Origin of the sequence: Pseudomonas sp. 6D_7.1_Bac1 (genome assembly GCF_025465945.1) — a bacterium.
Taxonomy (GTDB): Bacteria; Pseudomonadota; Gammaproteobacteria; order Pseudomonadales; family Pseudomonadaceae; genus Aquipseudomonas.
Window position 1 is genome coordinate 1 of record NZ_JANLNW010000082.1, and the last position, 21,305, is coordinate 21,305.

The window sequence follows — 21,305 nt, forward strand, 5'->3', positions numbered from 1 at the left end:
ATTTGTATCCTTAACTCTTCAAGCTGGCTTTGCAGCCTGAAGCAGCGAGCGTGCACGTTTCACCAGCTCGGTTCCGTCAGTTTCGGGTGACTGGTCAACCAGCGTCGCCAATGCCTGGTGGTCCTCGGCCGTGGTGTCGTGGTGCTCGCACAGCTCGACCAGCGCGAGCAGCTCCAGCCACGGTGCTTCCTGGGTACGAGCCTCCTCAATCGCATGCCGAACCGCAGTGTTGCCGGCATCGAGCCGGCCCTGCATCCGCGCAATCGCTGCCTCCAGCAGCAACAGTTGCGGCAGGTATACGCGCTCGCCCAGTTCTTCCCCCACCCGTAGTGCTTGCTCTAGCTCGACTCGCGCGGCGTCGCAATCACCCGCCAGCAGCAACGCCTCGGCGGCGTAGCCGAGCACCTCGCTGGCACCGGAGCGCATGCCGAGCCCGGTGTGTTCTTCGTAGGCCTCGCGGATGCGTCGGTAGCCGTCGCGCGGCGCACCATTTCGCGCGTCGGCCCAGCCGCGCCACCAGCGGCAAGCCGTACGCCCCAGTGCGAGCGAATACTCATCGACCAGCTTCTGCATGTCGTCAGCCAGCGTTGCTACACGCACAGGGTTCCCCATCCGCACCTCGATCAACACCTCCTGCCAGGTGGCGACCAGCCAGGTCATAGGTTGGCGAAGCACCTGCGCGCGGGTCCGCGCCCGCTGCATGTGGGCTCGGCCTTGCTCAATCAGGCCAGAACGCACGAGTTCTATGGCCAGCATACCGTGCAGCATGACCTGAGGATCGGCCGCAAAAATCTCGTTCGCCCCGATGTCCAGCGGCTCGGCAATCGCGAGGGCGCGCTCTAGCCAACGGCGGGTCATCTGTGTGCGACCCTGAAGATGATGCACCTCGCCCTGCACGATGCACGCTGCCAGCATGAGCGCTGGATCGTTCGCCTCGGACGACAGGGTTTCGGCGCGTTCCGCCACCTCCAGCGCCAGCGCATAGTCACCGCGAAGGCCAAGCAGGTAGCCGAATCCGTGCAGCAGGCGACCGCGCATTGGATGCTCGGGTACATCCGCTAGCAGCGTGTACGCGCGTTCGAACGCGTTTCTGGCTTCGTTGCCGACACCGAACGTGTGAAAAGCCGACACGCCCTGCAGTGTGGCCAAGGTGATTTCGAGCGCATTGCGCTCGGTCCCTCCAGGTGCCTGCGTCAGCAGGACCAGCGCGCGCTCAGTGAGGCCGATGCACAAGGCCGGGCTGAAGTGCAGCAGCGCGGTTTCTGCGGCCTCGGCGTAGTAGCGCAGCGCGATCATTGGCTGCCGAGCCCGGTCGAAGTGCATGGCCAGTTCCGTGGCAGCAACCGGTATGCCGGTCGTGCGCTCGCGTTCGAGGGCAGTGCCAACCTGGCGATGGAGATGGGTGCGCAATGAGCGTGGCGTGCGGTCGTACAGCACCTGGCGGAAGAGGGCATGCCGGAACGAGTAGGGTGGCTCTACCGTCTCTTCGACGTCGGTGGCCCGCGACGGTGTGAGCCATACCTGCTCGCGCACCAGTTCTTCGCAGGTGTCGGCCACAGATGCGAGGTCGCGCTCGAGGGCCAGTGAAACCGTCTCGACCCGGAATTCGACTCCGCACACCGCTGCCGCCGAGAGCAGCGCACGCTGCTCCTGTCCGAGCTTGGTGATGTAGTGATCGATGATCGCCGCGAGGTTCTCGGGGACCGCCAATCCCGCCAGCCGAGCCTCGATGGTGGCGTCGTCGTCCGTTGGGTCCATCACTTCACTGATGACTGACGATACAAACAACGGTACACCGTCAGTGCGCTCGTGCAGGGCACGTACGAAAGTTTCATCTCGCGCCAACGAGAGGGAATGCAGCGCAACATAGTCAGCGACCTCGGTTTCCGAGAACGGATCGAGCACCACTTCCTCGCACAGACGTTGCAGGCGCAGCTCGTGGCGCAACGAGCTGAGCGGATGATCGAGCGCTACCACCTCGGCGAGGCGAAAGCTCGACAGCCACATAAGCCGCATGGGGCTACGTCGCCGCGCCAGATAGTCGATGAGCTGGACCGTCGCCCGATCGCTCCAGTGCAGGTCTTCAGTGACCAGCAACAGCGGGCGCTGCTCCGTGTAGCGGTCCAGCAGTTCGCCCATTTCCCGCAGCATGCGGTCCGGGCCGATGCCGGCAAGCTCGCGCCGCAATGCATCTCGCTCCTCCATAGTGTTCAGCCACGGTAGTTGCAGCAGCCAGGTCGGCGCCACGGCGCGCAACAGCGTCGGCAGGGTGGGGTCGCTGCGGCACAGATCGGCCAACGCCTCCAGCACCGGCAGGTACGGCTCGCCGGCACCGTAGTGTTCCACGCAATGGCCGCGTGCGCAGGCGATGCCGCCGCCAAGGCTGGCGAGGAAATACTCGATCAACGTCGTCTTGCCAATCCCCGGTTCTCCGGCGAGCCAGACCACTGCACGTTGGCCACCGTAAGCCCGCTCCCACGCCCATTGCAGCTTTGAAACCTCGTCGGTGCGACCGATGAATGGCGGCGACGGATGCGCGCCAGCCGTTGGTAACGTCGTGGATGCAGGCGGCATCGAAGGGGCAGGGGACGGCGCGGCGATGAAGCGATAGCCGCGCCGCGACACAGTCTCGATGAAGCGGGGCTGTCTGGGGTTGTCGCCCAACACCTTGCGCAGATCGCTGATGGCCGTCTTCAGCACCGAATCACTGACAAACCGATGCCCCCACACGGCATCAAGCAAGGCATCCTTGGTCACGAGCGATCCCGGCTGGCGTGCAAGTACGCACAGCAATGTGAAGGGCGTTGGCGCCATCGCCACGGCTTCTCCGTTACGTAACAAGCAGGCGTTGGCCTCGTCGAGCTCGAACTCGATGAAGCAGAGCTGGACTGGGTTCGGATGGGGCTGCGGACGCGCCACGTTGGGTTCCTGAAGACTAAAACATAGTTGTGCGCTGTGAAGCATGGCTCCAATGACAACGCTGATCGGTTCAGAAGCCAAGCCTCACCGGTCGGAAACTGACGCAAGCGCGACTTCACTCCTCAGGCATCCGGGATTCATCTCTTCGGACCGCTCGATTCGCAAGCCTCCTGACACTCTCAGCACAGCCCACATGGCCTCATATCGGTGTGGAAATGATCCCAAAAACTAATGACAAAAACATCAATATTGAAAAATGTCTCAATTTTACATATCTTCGCATTGCCTGACGATGAGACCTGCGCGTCCCACGACTTCAATCACAACAAGGGCTCGATATGAACAACAACAAGAAAATATCCGAACTGCCTCCCACCGCCGTCGATGTGCTGGTCGTCGGTAACGGTCCGGTCGGTGCGACAATCGCGGCGCTGCTCGGCCGCTATGGGGTAAAGACACTGGTGCTGGACAAGACCCATGAGGTCGTACTGATGCCCCGCGCCATTGCCCTGGACAACGAGGCGCTGCGTATCCTGCAACTCGCCGGATTGTCGGAGGACGCTTTCGAGAAGATCGCTATCCCTGAAGTGAGGATGCACTCCCCGGTTCTCGGGCAATTCGGTCGCGCCAACACTGCAGGGTGTATCGACGGCCATCCCAAGCTTGTGACCTTCTATCAACCCGACCTCGAACGAGCGATGCGCAGCCAGGTTTCCCGGCTGAAGTCAGTGACCAGCCTGGGCGGCTTCGAGCTCGAGAGCCTGGTTGAGGAGTCGGACTGCGTCGTCGCCTCCGTACGGGATCAGGAGGGTCACTCGCATTCCGTTCGCGCCCAGTACGTGGTCGGTGCGGATGGCGCAAGCTCCAGGGTCAGAACACTGATTGGCCAGGAGTTCGAAGGGCAGACCTATGCGGAGGATTGGCTGATTGTCGATGTCATGAACCGGCATAAGTCAGCGATTGATCACATTGAGTTTCTCTGCGATCCACGGCGCCCAACGCCGCACATGCCCGCACCCGGCGGCAGGGAGCGCTGGGAGTTCATGCTGCAACCCGGCGAATCGCGGGAAGAGTTGGAAAGCCCGGAAAGCATAGCCCGGCTGATTGCGCCATGGATCAAACCGCAGGAGCTGGAAATCGAGCGCAAGGCGGTGTATCGATTCCACGCGCGCTGCTGCAACAAATTCAGCAAGGGACGCGTCTTCCTGGCCGGCGACGCAGCGCACATCACCCCGCCTTTTGTCGGGCAAGGTCTCGTAGCGGGACTTCGAGATGGCGCCAACCTGGCCTGGAAACTGGCCTGGGTCCTTCGCGGCTATGCCGCGCCTGCGGTGCTTGACACCTATGACGTAGAGCGCCGTCCTCATGCTCAGGCGATGATCAATCTAGCGAAACTCATGGGTCGCCTGGTGATGCCCAAGAACAGGATCGCAGCTTTCTTCATCCACGGCCTGATGCGCATGCTGACGTTGACCCCCGCTACCAGGAGGTACTTCGAACAGTTGGACATCAAGCCGAAGAACATCTTCAAACACGGCCTGTTCGTGAAGCACCGTCGGGGCGACAAGCTGGTACGTGGCAGCCTGTTTCCCCAGGCCTGGGTTCGCAACATGCAAAAGCAGATCCAACTGAGCGACGATGCTCTTGGGGACAACCTGACCCTGGTTGGTTTCGGCGTAGACCCATTGTCACTGCTGACCCCTGCTCAAATTGTTTCATGGGAAAAAATGGGCGGCCACTTCCTGGAAATCAGAACACGCGGCCAACGCTCCGGCGGCCGTTGTGATTTCATCGAAGACATGAACCATGACATCCTGCCGCTGGCTGCTAAAGGCACGCTCGTCGCGATTCGCCCCGACCGTATCATCATGCACCACGCCCCTGGCGCAGAAGCGGCCAGTTTCCTCAGAGACTGCCGAGGTCTTTTGGCCAGCGAAGATGTCACTGCCGATAGCGTTTCCATTACTATCAACGAACCACCTCGATTAAGAGCCTGAAGATGCCGTCCCCCACTTTTCCTTCAGAAGCAACTGCGCAAGAGCCTCTCACTCGAGGCCACAAGAAGCGTGAACGCACCCGTCGCGGCCTGGTGGACGCGGCATTACGTCTTGTCGCGCGTAAGGAGGTGGGGGAGATCGCACTGCTCGAGGTCGCCGCGGAGGCCGAGGTGTCCAGCGGCACCATCTACAACTATTTTCGAACACGCGATGAAGTACTCGAGGCGGTTGGCATCGCCATGGCGACCGAGTTCTCCGATGCCATTTCCGCCCTGAGCTCGGACGTGCACTGCGGCGCACAGCGGCTTTCGATTGGCGTGCGCATGTTTGTATGCCGGGCAGCGTACGACCATCAATGGGCCAACGCACTGCTGCGCATCATCCATTCCGATCAGGCCATGCGCTCGCGCTTGGCTGCCCATGTGCTTGGCGACCTGCGTGAAGGTCTGCGTGCGGGCACTTTCGCTTACGAGGACGAAGGGATCGCCCTGGACATGGTCGTATCGTGCACAACCGGAGCCATGCGCTCGGTTGTCGAGGGGCGTGCGGTGGCGGAGCACGATCTGCGGGTCGCCGAGATGATTCTCAAGGCTCTGGGCGTAACACCTGCCAGGGCCAAGAGAATCGCCGGCAAGCCGCTACCGGTCTAGTCCTGATATCATCCTCGACCCGCTAGGCCCGGCCAATCCATTGCCGATAGTTCTTCGCCTGGCGACGAGACTTCAGCTGATTGCCGATTAATGCCATGAGTGGCGACGTCCTGGGTTTTGTTCTTTTCCCTTGGCTCAGCAAGCCGAGCTGCTTTTTGACCACCGACGACACTGCAAGCGATGCCAGCGCCTTGTTCTTCCAGCGGACGACGATGGGCTCCACTTCAGTGTTCTGACCGGCCATCCACTGGCTTGGCAGGGCCGGCTCGATAGCCAGTGCAGTGGCAAGTCCTACCATCGACACCGAGCCGCTCACCACTCGCTCCGCGACCGCCTTTCTACGCACGCCGCCGGTGACCATCAGCGGCATGCGCGCTATTTCTCCTATTTTCTCCGCGAACTCGAGAAAATAGGCTTCTCGAGCCAAGCGGCTGCCATCTCGGGTTTGCCCCTGCATCGCCGGGCTTTCGTAGCTGCCACCTGACAACTCGACCAGGTCGACCGCCTTGGTGTTGAGCATTTCCACCACGCGAGCCGCATCCTCGGCATCGAAACCGCCTCGCTGAAAGTCCGCGGAATTGAGCTTCACAGCGACGCAAAAGGTCGGTGCCACTCGCTGACGTATTGCGTCGATGGTTTGCAGGAGAATTTGCGCCCGATTTTCCAGGCTGCCACCCCAGCGGTCGCTACGCCTGTTGGTCAAGGGCGAAAGGAATTGGCTGAACAGGTAGCCATGCGCGGCATGAATCTCCACGCCGGTGAATCCGGCACGCTCGGCCAGCACTGCCGCATGGGTATAGCGCTCGATCAGCTCTTCGATCTCCAGCTCATTCAAGGCCCTGGGCGGTACAAAAGCCTTTGATAGTCCGGGAATGTCGACGTTAACTGCGGAGGGCCCCCGTGCTGATTGCCCCATTGAAGCCAACAGCTGCCGTCCGGGATGATTGATTTGCATCCAGGCCTGGGCTCCGCGACTGCGGCAAGCATCGGCCCATAGGCTGAATTTTCCGAGGTTCCGATCGTCCTCAAGCACCACGCCAGCCGGTCCGGTCAAGGCGTGGCGATCAACCATGACGTTGCCAGTGATGATCAGACCGGCCCCACCGTCCGCCCAACGCCGATAGAGCCTGGCCAGCGCTTCCCCTGGAGCGTGATCCTCATTGGCAAGGTTCTCCTCCATGGCAGCCTTGGCGATTCGGTTTGGAATCACCGTGCCGTTAGGCAATCGAAGCGGTTCGAAGAGCTTTGAGCCGGTCATGTTCTGTCCTTCAGTTAATGAAAAATCGGCCAGTCGTCGCGAAGGGCCAATACCTTTGGAGCAACGTAGGCACGGTGCTCCAAAGGTTTGTTGAGGTCCTGGTTTACATCGATGGGCCGGTTTGATGGCCCTACCGAGAAGATGGACCAGAAGCGTGAGGGAGCTGAACACGCGTGTTCAGCTAAGTCAATATTTAGAAATCTAAAGTCCCCATTGACCTTGCCATGCCACTCATAAAATCCAGAATCATTAGGTATTGAAGGGTTTTATTGGGCGGTACGCTCTGAATTAAAAAATCCTTGTTGACGACAGATGAACACGAGTGTTCAATTCAGCCATAAGGTAATTCTGGAGAGAGAGCGTGGAATCCCTAAATCCGATACAGCGCCGCATTCATCAAGCAGCCTTTCGCCTGTTCGCTGAAAGAGGCACCTCACAAGTGAACATCCTTGACCTCGCGCAAGAGGCAGGAGTGGCGCGTGGAACGGTCTACAGCAACATCGACAGCATGGAAGACCTATTCGAGGCGGTCGCCGGCCATCTCGCGGGGGAGATGCATGAGCGCGTCAACAAGAGCTTCAATTCCCTCTCCGATCCGGCCCAGCGCCTTGCCAATGGCATTCGATTCTTCATTCGTCGAGCTCACGAGGACTCCCAGTGGGGGGCATTCATCCATAAATTCGCCATGAGCAACTCTTCGTTGCGCGAAATGTTTAGCAGCCAAGCGACTGTGGATCTTCTGAGCGGACTTTCCAGTGGGCGGTACACGTTTGCGCAGGAGCAATTGCTCTCAATACTGACGCTGATATCGAGCAGCGTCCTCGGCTCGATTTTCCTGGTGCTGGAAGGGCACAGAACGTGGCGCGAATCGGGTTCTGACACGGCCGAGCTAGTGCTGCGGGCATTGGGTGTGCCTCACGAGGAGGCTAGAGCGCTGGCGACCAAAGAGTTGCCGGCACTTCCCCCTCTCGACTGAGCGCGGTAACCGACTCAACAAAAAACACCCCTGGTATTTTCAGGGGTTCGGGGATCGCTTTGCCCTAATAAACTGGAAAACAAGAACAATGAATAACAAAAATGAAATGCCCCAGTTGGTGACACAACAACCTGCCCGGCATCCGCAACCGACGGTGAAGGCCCAAGGTCTGACTCACCTGATCTTTCAAAGGCCGGACTTGAACGAGGCGGCGCGTTTCCTGACTGACTTCGGCCTGACAGTCAGTCATCAGAACGCCGATACGCTCTATCTGCGCGCCACTGAACCGGCTCCCTATTGTTACCGTGTCCACCGTGCAGAACATGCACGCTTTGTCGGGTTCGGACTGGCAGTCCAATCGCTCAAGGATCTGGCAAAGCTGACTCGAATCCCGGGCGCGTCACCGGTAGAGAAATCGGAACATCCTGGCGGCGGGCATTACGTCAGACTGACCGATCCTTCCGGGTTCATCGTGGAAGCAGTTTGCGACCAGGCTCCAGGTAAAACCCTGGTACACCGAGCCCCACTTCATTGGAATCTGGCGCAAGAGCAGCCGCGCATCAACTCCACGCAGCGCCCGCCGATTGCACCGCCTGAAGTACTCAAACTTGGCCACATCGTGATTGAAGTGGCCGACTACCAGGCGACCTGTGCCTGGTATGCGCAGCATTTCGGGTTTATTCCCAGCGATGTGCAGGTACTCCCCGACGGCACACCTATCGTCGTCTTCATGCGCCTTGACCTCGGTGAGACTCCAACGGCTCACCATACGCTCGCGATAGCGCAAGGATTCATGGCTACCTATAGCCATAGCGCCTATGAGGTCGTCGATGCAGACGCGGTGGGCATGGGGCAGCGCGTCCTGCGGGAGCGGGGGTGGGAGCACTCATGGGGAATTGGCCGGCACATCCTGGGCAGTCAGATCTTCGATTACTGGCAAGACCCTTGGGGCGATAAGCACGAGCATTACTGCGACGGGGATATCTTCACAGCCATGCAGCCTACGGGCATTCATCCCGTGAGTCCTGAGGCGATGGCGCAGTGGGGGCAGCGCATGCCCAAGAGTTTTACAAAACCCAAGATGAACTTGACCAGTCTGCGTGCGCTGATCCGTAACCTGCGACGCAGCCCGGACCTGACCATTCGCAAGTTGATAACGCTTATGCGGATGTTCGGGTAGATCCGTCAGCCCTTCCTCAGAACAACACCACAGTTCTCGCGCCACCGAGCGCGGGACAAACACTGCTCCAGGAGTACCTTCAATGTCTGCTGTACACGTAGTCCGCTTTGAGTTTCAGAACGGTATCCACTGGGGCGTGCTACGCCAAGGCCGTATCACTATTGTCCCCGGTGCTTTTGAAACCACCGGTGACTTCATTCGCCAGAACAGTATCGACGACCTCGCTCGAATGAACGGTACGGAGTTGGAGGAGGGCGAAGTGAAACTGCTGTCGCCGGTGACCCGTAATCAGCAGTTCGTCTGCCAGGGCGCCAACTACCGTCAGCACATGATCGAGTCGGGCATGGACCCGGATGCGAAGAAATTCAACATGATCTTCACCAAGGCGACGAGTTGCCTGGTGGCGGCTGACAGCGACCTGATCAAGCCGCGCACCGTGCGCTTCCTTGACTACGAGATCGAACTGGGGCTGGTGATGAAACGCGCGATCACCGGCGCTGTTACTGTCACCGACGCCAATCTGCATGAGTTCATCGCAGGCATAGTCATCGTCAATGACTACTCGGCTCGTGACATTCAGATTCCCCAGATGCAGTTCTACAAGGGCAAGAGCTTCCGCACTTTTGGCCCGGTCGGCCCCTACCTCTGCCTTCTGGGTGCCAAGGACATGCATTACCTGAAAGCACTGCAGCTGCGCCTGACGGTCAACGATCAGGTGCGTCAGAATGACAGCACCGCCAATCTGGTTTACGGCCCCGCTGAAACCCTGACCGAGCTCTCCTCCCTGCAAGATCTCGCCGTTGGAGACCTGATCGCCACCGGCACTCCTGCCGGCTGTGCTCTAACGGTACCTTCGCCTGCCAAACAGCGCATTGCGGCCCTGATGCCAGAAGCCACCAAGTGGAAGCTTTTCCTCAAGGCGCAGGAAGGCCGGACGCAGTATCTCAAGCCAGGTGATGTGGTCGAGGCGCGCATTCGCAGCGCCGATGGCGTGATCGACCTTGGCGTGCAACGCAACCGAGTCGTGGAGGAAGTCTGATGACGGTGCAGACCCTGAGCGACATCGAGAATCTCGAACGAGTCCCCTTGTCGGAGCGCGACTTGGCGCCCAGCACCTACGACGCGTTGCGACAAGCGGTCGAACGCACTCCCCACGCGCCAGCCCTGAGCTTCTTCGCCGATGCCGCCGATTTCAGACGCATCTACCAGTGGACCTATTCTGAGCTCTTCGCGGATATAACCCGCGCGGCGAATGCTTTCCACGACCTGGGCATAAAGCCGGGCGAGGTGCTTGCCTTCATCCTGCCCAACTTGCCGGAAACCCATTTCACTATTTGGGGCGGGGAGGCGGCAGGTATCGTCATGGCGATCAATCCTCTGCTCGAGGCCAAGCAGATGGCTGGCTTGCTGAATGCCGCAAAGGCAACCGTGGTGGTGACGCTTGCACCGACTGCGGGCAGCGATCTATGGCCAAAATTGGCCTCGCAGCTGGATCAATTACCAACAATCAGGCATGTCGTTTGGGTCAGCATGGAGGACTATGTCGTCGAACCCGTGCGTGAGGCCCTGAGAGCAGCGGCCCTGAAGGAGCGAGACTTACACAGCGGTATCGCGATCCACGATTTGCAATCGCTGATGGATACTCAGCCGCACACGCACCTGAAGAACGGTCGGCAAATCCGCCCGGATGAATGCTCCTCCTACATCTGTACCGGTGGCACCACCGGGCTCCCCAAGATCGTCGCGCGTACCCATGGGTCGGAAGTCTTCAATGCATGGGCCGTGGCCGCTCACATGCAGCCACGCAATAGTGGTCAGGTTATCTTTTGTGGCCTGCCGCTGTTTCATGTCAATGGACAACTGGTTACCGGACTGATGCCTTGGACTCAAGGCGACCATGTGATCCTTGGGACACCTCATGGGTATCGTGGCGAGGGGGTGATCCCACGATTCTGGGAGATGGTCGAGCACTTCGGTATCAACTTCTTTTCCGGCGTACCCACTGTCTATGCTGCACTTTTGCAAAATGAATGGCAGGGCCGCGACCTATCCAGTCTTCGCTATGCAATGTGTGGCGCCGCCCCAATGCCGGCAGAGCTTTTCCGAGAATTCGAGCGCCGGACCGGGGTGAAAATCCTCGAAGGCTATGGCCTCACGGAAGGCGCCTGTGTCTCCTCGGTCAATCCTCCCCATGGCGAGCGCCGTATGGGCTCCATCGGGATACGGATCGCCTATCAGAATATGCGCGCGGTTTTGCTCAGTGACGCCGCAGAGTACTTGCGCGACGCCGACGTGGATGAGATCGGCCTGATCACGATCAGTGGTCCGAACCTCTTCGATGGCTATCTGGAGGAGAGTCATAACCGGGGCCTGTGGATCGATATCGACGGTCAGCGCTGGCTGAATACGGGCGATTTGGGTCGCCAGGATGCGCAGGGTTACTTCTGGCTGACCGGACGCAAGAAGGAGTTGATCATCCGCGGCGGCCACAACATCGATCCCAAGCAAATCGAGGAGGCGCTGCAGGCGCATCCCGCCGTCGCCTTGGCTGCTGCAGTCGGCAGCCCCGACGTCTACTCGGGCGAGGTGCCGGTCGCCTACGTTCAACTGCGACCCGGACAAGCCTGCAACGTCGAAGACCTTCAGGTGTTCGCTCAACTCAACATCAGCGAGCGGGCTGCAGTTCCCAAGCGCATTGAAATCCTCGAAGCGCTGCCACTGACTGCCGTGGGCAAGATATTCAAGCCCGCCTTGCAGCAGCGCGAGATTGGCAGGGTAGTCCAGCAGGAAGTGGAGCGCCTGTGTCTGCGGGAGATTGCGGTAGAGGTGGTACAGGATGGTCGTCGTGGGCTGGTCGCATGCATCCGGGCCGGGGCCGATGAGGAAGACCTGGCCCTCCTTCTAGGTCGCTACAGCTTTCAAGTGGAATGGCTTAAATGAGCCCGAATTTGCCACCGTAAGCCCAGCAAACATGCCCTGGTACTCATCAGTCAGGGCCTTTTACACAACTTCGATCAACTCCAACCGGCACTGACAAGTGCACCGGAAGGCGAAGCCTTGCCTGCGTGCAATCAACAAAAACAATAAATAAGAGGTGGAATATGAAACTGAATAGCCGTGCGATCCCGTGTCTCTCTGCTCAGCGAAAGTGTGCTGCCTGGATTAAGTTCACCAGTGCCATGGCACTGCTCAGCGCCTCTACACTTGCAGGCGCCAATGGCATTGCCCTTAACGAACAAAGTGCCAGCAGTGCGGGAACTGCTTATGCGGGAAGGTCGTCATCCGCGCTGGACGCCAGCACTATCTTTGGAAACCCTGCAGGCTTGACCAAGTTGAAGCGCAGTGAGATTTCCGGCGGGGCCGCGGTCGTCTCGGTGAGCAACGACATGAGTGATGCGCAGAGCAGTGTCGCAGGAACGAGTAAGGGGAACTCGGTACCATTGGGGGTCGTGCCCTTCGTCTATATGTCGACGCCGCTTGATGATCGTCTTTCGATTGGTCTGGGCCTCTATGCTCCGAGTGGTCTGATCAATGACTACGAGAGCACTTTTCAGGGCCGCTACCATGGTTCCTATAGCTCGACCAAGGAGGTGACCCTGCAGCCCACCATTGCCTATCGGATCAATGATTACGTGTCCATTGGTGGCGGACCGACCATAAACCATTTCGATGCAAATCTTCAGAATTACTTGGCCACCGGCGCCCTGAACAACGGTCAGGACACGCAGGTCACCATCAAGGGCGATGACACGGCACTGGGCTACAACCTCGGCCTCTTGGTTGACTTGAGTGATGCAACGAGTTGGGGGATCAACTATCACTCGAAGGTGAGCTATCAACTCAAAGGGCATACTACGGTTTCCGGCTCCCCGGCTGTTCTCCCGGTGGACGGAAGTTATCCCGCCAAGATAGCTATTGTTATGCCCGAATCAGTGGATACGTCCATCACCCATCATTTTGATAGTCGCTGGACCGGATACCTGGGGGCCACCTGGAAACGTTGGAGCCGGCTCGACAAGTTCGAGGCAATCAACAGCGATGTTTCCGCCGCTGGCCAGAGTGTCGGCCTGGGGAGTGTGGGCGAGCCATTGAACTGGCACGACACTTGGTCCACCGCGGTTGGCGCATCCTATCAATTGACCCCGCAATGGCTGATTCGCGCAGGCTACGCCTATGATCCGTCGCCAATTGGAAATGCCGATCGCAGCGTGCGTATTCCGGTGGGTAACCGCCAAGCCGTGACCTTGGGCGGCGCTTATTTGCCGAATCCCGATCTGACCATAGACTTTGCTTATGGTTATCTCTGGGATTCCAAAGCCTCGGTAAATCAGCCGAACACCTCCGGTCTTCAACCTGCATACAGTGCCAATTACGAAAACAGTGCGAATGGAATTTCAGTGCAGGCAACCTATCGGTACTAATCGACACGACACCCCTTTTTAAGGGAGCCCATTTTCGCAAGCCTTCCCGAAGGTTTACCTTTAATCGACAGGCAACTATCCCAACGGGGGCATGACGCAGTTTCGTCTGTCAATCAGCACCAACTGCCGCGAACACTTTCGCGGTCGTTGGTGGGTTGTCGGCAGAATGCCGTAGCAATAACCCACGATGAGCATGCGGATCATCCCCGATGCGCTCGGCTAGCGGTCCAGCAGAGGTGCCAGCAGTGCACACATGCCGCGCCAGTGCGAACCCTCCCAGTAAACCCGTTGGCAGGCGTCGCAGCGCAGAAAGTGCGAATAGAGGACGCCAACGCGTGGCGGCACCTGCGGCCGGGCCAGTTCCGGGCTGATCTCGTGCAGCGGCAGGTTGCAATGAAGGCACAGGCTGAATGGCCGCGCGCTACGCGCCAGGTCGAGGCGCTCGTACAATTCGCGCAGCTGCAGCGACGGTTTCAGGGCATGCACGTAACAGCCGTGGCTGATGATCCGCCGCTTGAGCAGTTCGCGGTCGCGGGTTAGCACGATGCGTCCTTGCTGCGCAGCGATCTCGGCGATCTCGCCATCCTCGAAGCCATTGTCATAGAGGGTGTCGAAGCCGCTCATGCGCAGCAGGCTGGCCAGCCCGCCAAGGTGCGCATCAGCGACGAAGCGCAGCACCCGTAAAGGTTGCGCACGAACCTTGAGCAGCGGGCTGATGTCCAGCGCTTCGAACTTGGGATACACCGCCAGCCGGTCACCGTCGAAGATCACCCGCTCGAAACCCACCGACTCGCCGTTGAGCAGCACCAGCTCGACCTCGGTGTGCGGTATCCCGAGCGCCTCGATCATGTGCTTGACCGTCGCCCCTCGCGCGCACTCGCAGGTGAAAGACTGCCGCCGCCGTTCGGCCGGCAGGAAGTCGTTGAGCTCCTCGTAGAAGCGGAAGGTTGCACTGGTCATGCTGAACAGTATGGCAGGGCTGCAGGATGAGCGAGTCTAGTCATTAAAGCGTTCTACCTGAACTATTCACGCTGAAGCTATGATACGGGCCATGCTCGATTGCCCAAGCATCCGCTGTAAGTGCATGGATATGAAACCGAGCATTTGTGACCCGATCTAGCCGTGCTGGAGGTAATCGTTAGTGAGAAACCCGACTTGAGTACCAACATAATCACAAAGCAAGGGCACGAGGCGCTGAAGCAAGAGCTCGACTTCCTTTGGCGAGAGAAACGTCCTGATACGACTCGGAAAGTCACTTGGGCAGCCTCGCTGGGCGACCGTAGTGAAAATGCTGACTACCAGTACAACAAGAAGCTGCTTCGAGAAATTGATCGACGTGTCCGATACCTTCGTAAAAGGCTCGAGGATGTGCGGGTTGTTGAGTATTCGCCCGAGCAGGAAGGGAGGGTCTTTTTCGGGGCTTGGGTCGAGATCGAAAACGAGGCGGGTGAAATCAAGAAATTCAGAGTGGTGGGGTACGACGAAATCTACGGTCGTAACGATTACATTTCGATCGATTCGCCGATGGCGCGTGCGCTTTTGAAGAAGGAGGTGGGCGACGAGGCTGTTGTTCAGACCCCGGGCGGAGAAATGTTGTGGTGGATTAACGAAATTTTTTACGAAAAATAGTATGCGTTTTTGAGTATGGCTACTATTTCTGAGTGCCCGGATTTAAAGGCTTTCAGAGGCAATCGTATGGAAGCTGCGGGGCTTGGACGTACTCGGCGTTTGCAGAGCGGCCGCCTTGCGCAGCAGCCTCGCTGACGGATTGGGTCACCTGGGGGCGGCGTACATGCCAGAGCTCATGGGGCTCGGCACACATCCGCGCTTCGCCCTCGGGAGTGATGAGGGCGATAGCGGCTCATTGCAGTTTCTTTTGGTCAGAAAGCATCGAGTCTATCAACCCTCGCGCAAGACTGTCAGTGGGCTGGCATTCAGCGCCCGACGAGTACCGAACACGCCCGCACCGCCGATCAGCAATGCGCCAATCACCGGGAGCAACAACAGCCACGGATGCGGATGCCAGGCCAGGTCGAACGCATAGCGGTAAAGCACCAGGCTCACCAGTTCCGAGCCTAGCGCCGCGAGCAAGCCGCTGACCGCGCCGAGCAAGCCGAACTCGATCCGCCGCGCCTTGACCAACAACTGCCGTTCGGCGCCCAGCGCACGCAGCAGCGCACCTTGGCGAATACGCTCATCGAGCGTCGCCTGCAAGCCGGAAAACAGCACCGCCATGCCGGCCGCCAGCACAAACAACAACACGTACTCGACCGCCAGGGTGACTTGCTCAAGGATACTGCGCAGCTGCGCCAGCAAGGCTTCGACCTGCAGAATGGTCACCGCCGGGAAGGCCCGCGACAGGTCGATGATTTGTTGGTCGTGACCGGCTGCCAGGTAAAAACTGGTCAGGTACGTGGCCGGCAGGTCTTTCAAGGTGCCGGGCTGGAAAATCATGAAGAAGTTTGGCTGGAAGTTGTCCCAGTTGATCTTGCGCAGGCTCGTGACCTGTGCCTCGCGGTTGACGCCGCCGACGGTGAAGATCAGGTGATCGCCAAGCTTGAGTTTCAGGCTCTCGGCCACTTTGCCTTCTACCGAAACACCGGGTACGTCGCCTGTAGGCTGCGCGGACCACCAGTTGCCGGCGGTGATGCTGTTGCCCGCAGGCAGCTCGGCGGCCCAGGTCAGACTCAGATCCCGCTGGATGGCCCGATCACCTTCGGAGTCCTTGCTGACGATGCCCTGTACCGGTTCGCCGTTGATGCTGATCAGCCGTCCCGGCACCACCGGGTACAGCGGCGCGGATTGAGCGGACAGTTCGATCAGGCGATCAGTGAAGGCCTGTTTGTCGGCGGGCAAAATATTCAGTGCGAAGTAGTTGGGAGCGTTTTTGGGTAACTGGTTCTGCCAGGTGTCCAGCAACTCACCGCGCAGCAGGGCGATCAGGGCCATCGACAGCAGAATCAAACCGAAGGCCAGGGATTGTCCCGCCGCCGCCAGCGGGTGACGCAGCAATTGGCCCAGACCCAGGCGCCAGGGCAAGGGCGCACGGGCCAGCAGGCGACGCAGGCTGTTGAGCATCAGCAGCAACAAACCGCCAAGGACCAGTGCCGCGATAACCCCGCCACCGAGCAGGGCGAAGGTCAGCACCAGGTCCAGGCTCAAGCGCCACATGATCAGCCCCAAGGCTGCCAGCGCGGTGCCATAAACCATCCAGGTGCTTGAAGGGATCGGCAGTATGTCGCGGCGCAGTACACGCAGTGGTGGAACACGCCCAAGCGCCGCGAGTGGCGGCAGGGCGAACCCGGCGAGGGCGACCAGTCCGGTGCCGATCCCGGCGACCGCTGGCAGCAATCCTCCCGGCGGTACATCGCTCGGCAGCAAATCACCGAGCAGGGCGAACAGTCCTAGTTGAGCCAGCCAGCCGAGCAGGGCGCCACTCATGCTTGCCAACAGGCCGAGAACCGTCAGTTGCAGACTGAACAACAGCATCGTTTCCCGGCGCGACAAACCCAGGCAGCGCAGCAGCGCACTGGCATCGAAGCGTCGTGTGGCGAAGCGGGTAGCCGACAGTGCGACCGCTACGCCCGACAACAGCACGGCGACCAGACTGGCCATGTTCAAGTAGCGTTCGGCTTTGCCCAGGGCGCCACCGATTTGCCGGTTGCCGTCGCGGGCGTCCTGTATGCGCTGGTTGGCGGCCAGTCCCGGTTTGATCAGTTGCCGATAGGTTTCCAGGGCCGACGCGGTGCCGCGCCATAGGTCGCGGTAGCTGACCCGGCTGCCGGGCTGGACCACGCCGGTGGCCGTCAGGTCGGCGAGATTGATCATCACCCGGGGCGTGAGGCTGTAGAAATTGCCGGCACGATCCGGTTCATAGGTCAGCACGCGGGTCAGGTGCAGGGTCTTCATGCCGACGTCGATGCTGTCACCCATCTTCAGGTTCAGTGCTGTCAGCAAGCGCGCCTCGGCCCAGGCTTCGCCCGGTTTCGGACTGCCGCCGGCGACTTCGAGGGCGAACGGAGCTGGCGCGCTTTTAAGCTGGCCGCGCAGCGGATAGACCTCATCGACGGCTTTGATACTCGATAGTTGAATGCCGCTGTCGGTGGCGATGACACTTGAGAACTCGACCACCTGAGCGTGTTGCAGCCCCAGTTCCTTACCGCTTTTGATTTGTTCGGGCCGGGCCGGCGAGCTGCCTTCGAGCAGCAAGTCAGCGCCCAGAAACTCGGTCGCACGCAACAGCATGGCGCCGTTCAGGCGAGCGCCGAAATAGCCGATGGCGGTACTTGCTGCCACGGCCACCAGCAGGGCGAAGAACAACACCCGCAGTTCCCCGGCGCGGGCGTCGCGCAGCAATTGGCGAATGGCGAGGCTGAACAGGCGCAACAGCGGCAAACGTGCCATCAAGGCTCCAGAGGGTCGACGACCAACAGGCCGGCTTCAAGACGAATCAAGCGGTGGCAGCGGTGTGCCAGGCGTTCGTCGTGGGTAACCAGGACGAGCGTCGTGCCGCTTTCTTTATTGAGTTCGAAGAGCAGATCACTGATGTGCTCGCCGGTGTGCGTGTCGAGGTTGCCGGTGGGCTCATCGGCAAACAGCACATCGGGTTCGGCAGCAAATGCCCGGGCGATGGCCACGCGCTGCTGTTCGCCGCCAGAGAGCTGGCGTGGCGAATGGCTCAGGCGCTGGCCGAGGCCGACGCGGCGCAGCAGTTCGGTGGCGCGTTCGCGGGCGTCTTTGCGGCCGTCCAGTTCCAGCGGCAGCATGACGTTTTCCAGGGCGTTGAGACTGTCGAGCAGCTGGAACGACTGGAACACAAAGCCGACATGCTCGGCGCGGATTCTTGCGCGTTGGTCTTCATCCAGATTGCTCAAGGCTTGCCCGGCAAGGGTGACTTCGCCGCTGCTGGGCAGGTCGAGGCCGGCCAGCAAGCCCAGCAGGGTGGATTTGCCGGAACCGGAGCTGCCGACGATGGCCAGGCTGTCGCCCTTGTTCAGTTCCAGGCTGAGTTGGTGCAGGATGGTCAGTTCACCTTCCGCGCTGGGAACCACTTTGCTAAGGTTCCGCGCAGTGAGAATGCTTGCGCCCATGGAGAGTCCGATGCGTGTGTGGTTTTTGAGTGCTGGCCTGGCCTTGATGTGCATGGCCCAGAACGCAGCGGCGGGTACTGTCCTGATCGTTGGCGATAGTATCAGCGCAGCTTTCGGCCTGGATACCCGGCAAGGGTGGGTGTCGTTGCTCGAGCAGCGTCTCAAGCACGAAGGTTTCACCGATACGGTGGTTAATGCGTCCATCAGTGGCGACACCAGTGCAGGCGGTCAGGCCCGCCTGCCGGCGCTGCTTGCAGAGCATAAGCCTGAGCTGGTGATCCTTGAGTTGGGGGGCAACGACGGCTTGCGTGGTTTGCTGCCAACGCAATTGCAACAAAATCTTGCGTCGATGATCGACAACGCCAAGGCCAGCGGTGCCAAGGTGCTGCTGCTCGGTATGCAATTGCCACCCAATTATGGGGTGCGTTACACCGAGGCGTTTGCGAAGGTTTACAGCGATCTGGCCGACGAGAAAAAAATCCCGCTGGTGCCGTTTTTTCTGCAGGGAATCGGCGGGAATCCCCAGCTGATGCAGGCTGATGGCATTCACCCGGCCGTCGCGGCGCAGGGCAAGTTGCTGGAAAATGTCTGGCCTGCACTAAAACCGCTGCTATGACGCTTTTCTAGCGGCAGTCTTTCGGCTAATGTGGCGCCCCCCTGATCTGGAGCCCCCGATGCCGCGTCCTGCCTGGTCCCTGTTTGCCTACCAACTGATCGAGCCTGACGAACAGCTGGATCTGTTCGCCTGCCAGGAAGTCCGGGTGCATCTGGTGACGCGTCAACTGGAGTTGGGCGGCTCGGCCGACCGTACCTTGTGCGGCACGTTGCTGCCGGCGCAACCGCGCTGGTCGAGCGTCGACCGGAGGGTGTTTCAGGACCAGCGGCTGTGCTCGCTGTGTCGGGCGATCCTCGAATCGCAAAAGCGCGGCACGTCACCAATCTGGCCGGAGCTGCGTTTCGAGCTGTAGTTTCGAGCTGTAAATATCGCAGCCGGGCAGCACGTACAAGGCAGCCCATCGACCCGGCTCCCCGAATCCGGGGGTGTCGGTGTACAATCGCGCTCCTAAACCCTTGTTGATCATGCGAAGGATGTTCCGGATGTTGCCGCGCTTTCCTGCCGTCACCCGCTGCTTGTCTCTTGCCGCCTTGTGTGTGGCGGGTCCTGTTGCAGCTTTGGAGTTGCCTCTACCGCCGCCGGGCGAAGATATCGTCGGCCAGGTGCAAACAGTCAAAGCCAAGTACGAAGACACCTTTGCTGACCTGGGCACCACCTACGATCTGGGCTACCTGGAAATGGTCGCCGCCAACCCGGGTGTCGATCCGTGGTTGCCAGGTGCCGGCACCGAAGTCGTGCTGCCAACGCGTTTCATCCTGCCACCTGGCCCGCGTGAAGGCATCGTGATCAACCTGGCCGAGTATCGCCTCTACTACTACCCCAAAGGCCGGAACGTGGTGTACACCTTCCCGCTGGGTATCGGCCGTGAAGGCTGGGGCTCGCCGATCGCCCACACCAGCATCACCGCCAAAACGCCGAACCCGACCTGGACGCCTCCAGCTTCGATCAAGGCCGAACACGCCGCCGATGGCGATCCACTGCCAAACGTTGTGCCAGCCGGTCCGGACAACCCTCTGGGGCCGTTCAAGTTCACGTTGGGCACTCCGGGCTACCTGATTCACGGGTCGAACAAGAAGTTCGGCATCGGCATGCGGACCAGCCATGGCTGCTTCCGCATGTTCAACAACAACGTGCTGGAAATGGCCGGCATGGTGCCGGTGGGAACGTCGGTGCGGATCCTCAACGACCCGTACAAGTTCGGCATGAGTGGCGGCAAGGTTTACCTGGAAGCGCATACGCCGCTGGACGACAACGGCAGCCCGTCGGTAGTCGACAAGCACACTGCGGTGATCAACGCGATGCTCAAGCGTGAGGACATCACCAACAACCTGCGCATGAACTGGGATGTGGTGCGCGACGTGGTCGCCGCAGAAGATGGTATGCCGGTGGAAATCGCCGTGCCGAATACCTCCATACCCGTGGCGTCGAACATGCCGATCGACCTGCAGTAATCGCTTCAAACGACCCGCCGAGGCTTCGCAGCTTCGGCGGGTTTTTTATTGCCTGCAGCAAAGCCCGGGCAATAAAAAAGCCGACCCAAAAATGGGTCGGCTTGATAACAATCCCGAAGGACTATTACTTGCGGCTAGCTTTGTCCAGCATACGCAGAGCGCGCTCGTTAGCTTCGTCAGCAGTCTGTTGTGCTTTTTGAGCAGCAGCCAGAGCTTCATCAGCTTTACGGTAGGCTTCGTCTGCACGGGCCTGGGAGCGAGCTGCTGCGTCTTCAGTAGCGGTCAGACGTGCTTCGGTTTCTTTCGATACGCTGCTGCAACCGGTAGCCAGAACTGCGGCCAGAGCCAGAGCAGAGAATTTCAGAACGTTGTTCATCGTGTTCCCCTTCAAGGACTTTCTATTAAGTAGCTGTCTCCTCAGAGTGAGGAAATAGCCGGCGTACATACTACCCATTACTTGTAGTAAGTAAACTGACGTAGCGCAAGAAGCAAAAAAAATTGTAGGCGCGGATTCTTTTTCGAGCAACTTTTAATCGCGCTGTATAAAAAGTATTCAGCTGGGAAGCCCGCCCTGAGCGACCTGCTGGTAAAGCCGGCTGACGCTTGCGGCTGTTTCACGCTCTAGAGCTAGAGTCGCTCTATATCGATTCGTCTACACTTTTGTTCAGGATTTGCGGAGCGGCTCACGCCTCTTTGCGCATGTAGAGGTGACTTTAACAAGCCGTGCTCGTCTTAAGTCACAACATC

At 59.6% G+C, this 21,305-nt stretch carries 17 protein-coding genes and 1 pseudogene; 11 read left to right on the forward strand and 7 right to left on the reverse strand.

The genetic code is table 11. The annotated features are described in order from the left end of the window. Window positions 1-18: 18 nt before the first annotated feature. On the reverse strand, window positions 19-2,919 hold the full coding sequence (locus NTD87_RS26205) for an AAA family ATPase (protein WP_262117089.1): 2,901 nt from the start codon (window positions 2,917-2,919) through the stop codon (window positions 19-21). Window positions 2,920-3,257: 338 nt separating this feature from the next. On the opposite strand from NTD87_RS26205, the gene NTD87_RS26210 reads away from it, so the two are divergent. Beyond that, on the forward strand, window positions 3,258-4,916 hold the full coding sequence (locus tag NTD87_RS26210; RefSeq protein ID WP_262117090.1) for a bifunctional 3-(3-hydroxy-phenyl)propionate/3-hydroxycinnamic acid hydroxylase: 1,659 nt from the start codon (window positions 3,258-3,260) through the stop codon (window positions 4,914-4,916). Between the two features lie 2 nt (window positions 4,917-4,918). Then, on the forward strand, window positions 4,919-5,566 hold the full coding sequence (locus NTD87_RS26215) for a TetR/AcrR family transcriptional regulator (protein WP_262117091.1): 648 nt from the start codon (window positions 4,919-4,921) through the stop codon (window positions 5,564-5,566). Window positions 5,567-5,588: 22 nt separating this feature from the next. On the opposite strand, the gene NTD87_RS26220 is transcribed toward NTD87_RS26215, so the two are convergent. Further along, window positions 5,589-6,824, reverse strand: a complete 1,236-nt coding sequence (locus NTD87_RS26220; protein ID WP_262117134.1) for an NADH:flavin oxidoreductase/NADH oxidase family protein — start codon at window positions 6,822-6,824, stop codon at window positions 5,589-5,591. Between the two features lie 361 nt (window positions 6,825-7,185). Between NTD87_RS26220 and NTD87_RS26225 the strand changes: the two genes are divergently transcribed. The 5 genes from NTD87_RS26225 to NTD87_RS26245 all read left to right on the forward strand — a co-directional run bounded on the left by NTD87_RS26225 (window position 7,186) and on the right by NTD87_RS26245 (window position 13,401). Beyond that, a complete protein-coding gene (locus NTD87_RS26225; protein ID WP_262117092.1) occupies window positions 7,186-7,800 on the forward strand; it encodes a TetR/AcrR family transcriptional regulator in 615 nt (204 codons plus the stop codon). An 88-nt stretch (window positions 7,801-7,888) separates the two neighbouring features. After that, the gene (locus NTD87_RS26230; protein WP_262117093.1) at window positions 7,889-8,980 is read left to right on the forward strand and encodes a VOC family protein; all 1,092 of its coding nucleotides are present in this window, start codon (window positions 7,889-7,891) and stop codon (window positions 8,978-8,980) included. Between the two features lie 82 nt (window positions 8,981-9,062). Continuing rightward, window positions 9,063-10,019 carry a fumarylacetoacetate hydrolase family protein gene (locus NTD87_RS26235; protein ID WP_262117094.1) on the forward strand — a complete coding sequence of 319 codons (957 nt, stop codon included), beginning with the start codon at window positions 9,063-9,065 and terminating at the stop codon, window positions 10,017-10,019. Beyond that, window positions 10,019-11,920 (forward strand): acyl-CoA synthetase, encoded by a 1,902-nt coding sequence (locus NTD87_RS26240; RefSeq protein WP_262117095.1) that lies wholly within the window; start codon window positions 10,019-10,021, stop codon window positions 11,918-11,920. Before NTD87_RS26235 ends, NTD87_RS26240 begins: the two co-directional genes overlap by 1 nt. Before the next feature lie 161 nt (window positions 11,921-12,081). Continuing rightward, a complete protein-coding gene (locus tag NTD87_RS26245; protein ID WP_262117096.1) occupies window positions 12,082-13,401 on the forward strand; it encodes an outer membrane protein transport protein in 1,320 nt (439 codons plus the stop codon). Between the two features lie 219 nt (window positions 13,402-13,620). On the opposite strand, the gene NTD87_RS26250 is transcribed toward NTD87_RS26245, so the two are convergent. Next, window positions 13,621-14,361, reverse strand: coding sequence for a Mut7-C ubiquitin/RNAse domain-containing protein (locus NTD87_RS26250; protein WP_262117097.1), 741 nt, complete (start codon window positions 14,359-14,361; stop codon window positions 13,621-13,623). Between the two features lie 195 nt (window positions 14,362-14,556). Here NTD87_RS26250 and greB point away from each other — a divergent pair, with 195 nt between their 5' ends. Continuing rightward, complete coding sequence (gene greB, locus NTD87_RS26255; protein ID WP_262117098.1) at window positions 14,557-15,030, forward strand: transcription elongation factor GreB; 474 nt, start codon at window positions 14,557-14,559, stop codon at window positions 15,028-15,030. 70 nt (window positions 15,031-15,100) lie between these two features. Here the strand turns inward: greB and NTD87_RS26260 are convergent. From NTD87_RS26260 to NTD87_RS26270, 3 genes and pseudogenes are all read right to left on the reverse strand, one after another. After that, window positions 15,101-15,256 (reverse strand): annotated as a pseudogene (locus tag NTD87_RS26260) (transcription elongation factor GreB); the annotation flags it as partial. Window positions 15,257-15,300: 44 nt separating this feature from the next. Beyond that, on the reverse strand, window positions 15,301-17,805 hold the full coding sequence (locus NTD87_RS26265) for an ABC transporter permease (protein WP_262117099.1): 2,505 nt from the start codon (window positions 17,803-17,805) through the stop codon (window positions 15,301-15,303). Next, window positions 17,805-18,491, reverse strand: coding sequence for an ABC transporter ATP-binding protein (locus NTD87_RS26270; RefSeq protein ID WP_262117100.1), 687 nt, complete (start codon window positions 18,489-18,491; stop codon window positions 17,805-17,807). The genes NTD87_RS26265 and NTD87_RS26270 overlap by 1 nt, the downstream gene beginning before the upstream one ends. Before the next feature lie 10 nt (window positions 18,492-18,501). Between NTD87_RS26270 and NTD87_RS26275 the strand changes: the two genes are divergently transcribed. The 3 genes from NTD87_RS26275 to NTD87_RS26285 all read left to right on the forward strand — a co-directional run bounded on the left by NTD87_RS26275 (window position 18,502) and on the right by NTD87_RS26285 (window position 20,558). Further along, on the forward strand, window positions 18,502-19,107 hold the full coding sequence (locus NTD87_RS26275; RefSeq protein ID WP_262117101.1) for an arylesterase: 606 nt from the start codon (window positions 18,502-18,504) through the stop codon (window positions 19,105-19,107). 58 nt (window positions 19,108-19,165) lie between these two features. After that, window positions 19,166-19,459 carry a hypothetical protein gene (locus NTD87_RS26280; RefSeq protein WP_027620143.1) on the forward strand — a complete coding sequence of 98 codons (294 nt, stop codon included), beginning with the start codon at window positions 19,166-19,168 and terminating at the stop codon, window positions 19,457-19,459. A 130-nt stretch (window positions 19,460-19,589) separates the two neighbouring features. Further along, window positions 19,590-20,558, forward strand: coding sequence for a L,D-transpeptidase family protein (locus NTD87_RS26285; protein ID WP_262117102.1), 969 nt, complete (start codon window positions 19,590-19,592; stop codon window positions 20,556-20,558). Window positions 20,559-20,682: 124 nt separating this feature from the next. Here the strand turns inward: NTD87_RS26285 and oprI are convergent, their stop codons facing one another. Then, window positions 20,683-20,934: an outer membrane lipoprotei OprI gene (gene oprI, locus NTD87_RS26290; RefSeq protein WP_002553018.1), complete on the reverse strand. Its 252-nt coding sequence runs from the start codon at window positions 20,932-20,934 to the stop codon at window positions 20,683-20,685. Between the last annotated feature and the right edge of the window lie 371 nt (window positions 20,935-21,305).

Excerpts from the sequence above, each read along its gene's own strand:
- NTD87_RS26210 (WP_262117090.1), top strand. The coding sequence starts at position 3,258 with ATGAACAACAACAAGAAAATATCCGAACTGCCTCCCACCGCCGTCGAT.
- NTD87_RS26215 (WP_262117091.1), top strand. The coding sequence starts at position 4,919 with ATGCCGTCCCCCACTTTTCCTTCAGAAGCAACTGCGCAAGAGCCTCTC.
- NTD87_RS26220 (WP_262117134.1), bottom strand. The coding sequence starts at position 6,824 with ATGACCGGCTCAAAGCTCTTCGAACCGCTTCGATTGCCTAACGGCACG.
- NTD87_RS26230 (WP_262117093.1), top strand. The coding sequence starts at position 7,889 with ATGAATAACAAAAATGAAATGCCCCAGTTGGTGACACAACAACCTGCC.
- NTD87_RS26235 (WP_262117094.1), top strand. The coding sequence starts at position 9,063 with ATGTCTGCTGTACACGTAGTCCGCTTTGAGTTTCAGAACGGTATCCAC.
- NTD87_RS26240 (WP_262117095.1), top strand. The coding sequence starts at position 10,019 with ATGACGGTGCAGACCCTGAGCGACATCGAGAATCTCGAACGAGTCCCC.
- NTD87_RS26245 (WP_262117096.1), top strand. The coding sequence starts at position 12,082 with ATGAAACTGAATAGCCGTGCGATCCCGTGTCTCTCTGCTCAGCGAAAG.
- NTD87_RS26250 (WP_262117097.1), bottom strand. The coding sequence starts at position 14,361 with ATGACCAGTGCAACCTTCCGCTTCTACGAGGAGCTCAACGACTTCCTG.
- NTD87_RS26265 (WP_262117099.1), bottom strand. The coding sequence starts at position 17,805 with ATGGCACGTTTGCCGCTGTTGCGCCTGTTCAGCCTCGCCATTCGCCAA.
- NTD87_RS26270 (WP_262117100.1), bottom strand. The coding sequence starts at position 18,491 with ATGGGCGCAAGCATTCTCACTGCGCGGAACCTTAGCAAAGTGGTTCCC.
- NTD87_RS26275 (WP_262117101.1), top strand. The coding sequence starts at position 18,502 with ATGCGTGTGTGGTTTTTGAGTGCTGGCCTGGCCTTGATGTGCATGGCC.
- NTD87_RS26280 (WP_027620143.1), top strand. The coding sequence starts at position 19,166 with ATGCCGCGTCCTGCCTGGTCCCTGTTTGCCTACCAACTGATCGAGCCT.
- NTD87_RS26285 (WP_262117102.1), top strand. The coding sequence starts at position 19,590 with ATGTTGCCGCGCTTTCCTGCCGTCACCCGCTGCTTGTCTCTTGCCGCC.
- oprI (WP_002553018.1), bottom strand. The coding sequence starts at position 20,934 with ATGAACAACGTTCTGAAATTCTCTGCTCTGGCTCTGGCCGCAGTTCTG.